Below are 2,952 nucleotides of genomic sequence, written 5' to 3'. Positions count from 1 at the left end.
AAAAAAACCGAGAACACCGCGTTGAACAGCTGTTTTAAAACAACTGTGAGATGTTTTCATGATTAAATATCGCTATTTGATCATTGAAAGAAAAATATTAACCGTAAGGTTAAGAAGGTTAAGTGAATAAGGGCGCACGGTGGATGCCTTGGCACTAGAAGCCGATGAAGGACGGGACTAACGCCGATATGCTTCGGGGAGCTGTAAGTAAGCTTTGATCCGGAGATTTCCGAATGGGGGAACCCAGCATCTTTGATAGGATGTTATCTATTTGTGAATACATAGCAAATAGAAGGTAGACGCAGAGAACTGAAACATCTAAGTACCTGCAGGAAGAGAAAGAAAAATCGATTTCCTTAGTAGCGGCGAGCGAAACGGAAACAGCCCAAACCAACGAGCTTGCTTGTTGGGGTTGTAGGACTCAGCTGTGGTAGCTGTTGTGAATAGTTGAATCGACCTGGAAAGGTCAGCTAAAGAGGGTAAAAGCCCCGTAAGCGAAATTGACAACACACCTATGAGTATCCTGAGTACGGCGGAACACGAGAAATTCCGTCGGAATCCGGGAGGACCATCTCCCAAGGCTAAATACTCTCTAGTGACCGATAGTGAACCAGTACCGTGAGGGAAAGGTGAAAAGCACCCCGGAAGGGGAGTGAAATAGAACCTGAAACCGTGTGCCTACAAAAAGTCAGAGCCCGTTAATGGGTGATGGCGTGCCTTTTGCAGAATGAACCGGCGAGTTACGATTGCATGCGAGGTTAAGCTGAAGAAGCGGAGCCGTAGCGAAAGCGAGTCTGAATAGGGCGAGTGAGTATGTAGTTGTAGACCCGAAACCATGTGACCTACCCATGTCCAGGTTGAAGGTGTGGTAAAACGCACTGGAGGACCGAACCCACGTACGTTGAAAAGTGCGGGGATGAGGTGTGGGTAGCGGAGAAATTCCAAACGAACTTGGAGATAGCTGGTTCTCTCCGAAATAGCTTTAGGGCTAGCCTCGGATTTGAGAATGATGGAGGTAGAGCACTGTTTGGACTAGGGGCCCGTCTTGGGTTACCGAATTCAGATAAACTCCGAATGCCATTCATTTATATCCGGGAGTCAGACAGTGAGTGATAAGATCCATTGTCGAAAGGGAAACAGCCCAGACCACCAGTTAAGGTCCCAAAATATATGTTAAGTGGAAAAGGATGTGAGGGTGCACAAACAACTAGGATGTTGGCTCAGAAGCAGCCACCATTTAAAGAGTGCGTAATAGCTCACTAGTCGAGTGCCCTTGCGCCGAAAATGTACCGGGGCTAAACATATTACCGAAACTGTGGATAGAACCTTTGGTTCTATGGTAGGAGAGCGTTCTAAGGGCGTTGAAGATGGACCGTGAGGACTGTTGGAGCGCTTAGAAGTGAGAATGCCGGTATGAGTAGCGAAAGACAGGTGAGAATCCTGTCCACCGAATGACTAAGGTTTCCTGGGGAAGGCTCGTCCTCCCAGGGTTAGTCGGGACCTAAGCTGAGGCCGATAGGCGTAGGCGATGGATAACAGGTTGAGATTCCTGTACTCGTTTGTTTTGTTTGAACAATGGAGGGACACAGGAGGTTACGGAATCGCACTGCTGGATATGTGCGTACAAGCAACAAGTCTTAGTATGAGTCAAATGCTTATACTTTTAAGGACAAGTTGTGACGTGGAGGGAAATTTAGTACCGAAGTTCCAATATCACACTGTCAAGAAAAGCTTCTAGTTAGAAACAAACGACCCGTACCGCAAACCGACACAGGTAGTCGAGGAGAGAATCCTAAGGTGAGCGAGAGAACTCTCGTTAAGGAACTCGGCAAAATGACCCCGTAACTTCGGGAGAAGGGGTGCTAAACGCAAGTTTAGCCGCAGTGAATAGGCCCAAGCGACTGTTTATCAAAAACACAGGTCTCTGCAAAATCGAAAGATGAAGTATAGGGGCTGACGCCTGCCCGGTGCTGGAAGGTTAAGAGGATGGGTTAGCAATAGCGAAGCTCAAAATTGAAGCCCCAGTAAACGGCGGCCGTAACTATAACGGTCCTAAGGTAGCGAAATTCCTTGTCGGGTAAGTTCCGACCCGCACGAAAGGCGTAACGATTTGGGCACTGTCTCAACGAGAGACTCGGTGAAATTTTAGTACCTGTGAAGATGCAGGTTACCCGCGACAGGACGGAAAGACCCCATGGAGCTTTACTGTAGTTTGATATTGAATGTTTGTGACACATGTACAGGATAGGTAGGAGCCGTAGAGATCGGAACGCTAGTTTCGATGGAGGCGCTGGTGGGATACTACCCTTGTGTTATGACCATTCTAACCCGCACCACTTATCGTGGTGGGAGACAGTGTCAGATGGACAGTTTGACTGGGGCGGTCGCCTCCTAAAGTGTAACGGAGGCGCCCAAAGGTTCCCTCAGAATGGTTGGAAATCATTCGAAGAGTGCAAAGGCAGAAGGGAGCTTGACTGCGAGAGCTACAACTCGAGCAGGGACGAAAGTCGGGCTTAGTGATCCGGTGGTTCCGCATGGAAGGGCCATCGCTCAACGGATAAAAGCTACCCTGGGGATAACAGGCTTATCTCCCCCAAGAGTTCACATCGACGGGGAGGTTTGGCACCTCGATGTCGGCTCGTCGCATCCTGGGGCTGTAGTCGGTCCCAAGGGTTGGGCTGTTCGCCCATTAAAGCGGCACGCGAGCTGGGTTCAGAACGTCGTGAGACAGTTCGGTCCCTATCCGTCGCGGGCGTTGGAAATTTGAGAGGAGCTGTCCTTAGTACGAGAGGACCGGGATGGACACACCTCTGGTGTACCAGTTGTTCTGCCAAGGGCATTGCTGGGTAGCTATGTGTGGAAGGGATAAACGCTGAAAGCATCTAAGCGTGAAGCCCCCCTCAAGATGAGATTTCCCATTTCTTTAAGAAAGTAAGAACCCTGAAAGATGAT

Annotated in this window: 1 rRNA gene; it reads left to right on the top strand. The window is 49.2% G+C overall.

What is annotated here, in order from left to right:
• Positions 1-116 precede the first annotated feature (116 nt).
• Positions 117-2,952: ribosomal RNA gene (locus tag ESZ54_RS10760) — 23S ribosomal RNA — on the top strand; the annotation flags it as partial.

This window comes from Vagococcus silagei, assembly GCF_004795745.1.
GTDB lineage: Bacteria > Bacillota > Bacilli > Lactobacillales > Vagococcaceae > Vagococcus > Vagococcus silagei.
Note: the sequence above shows the minus strand (reverse complement) of the source record. Positions and strands in the feature narration are given on the sequence as shown.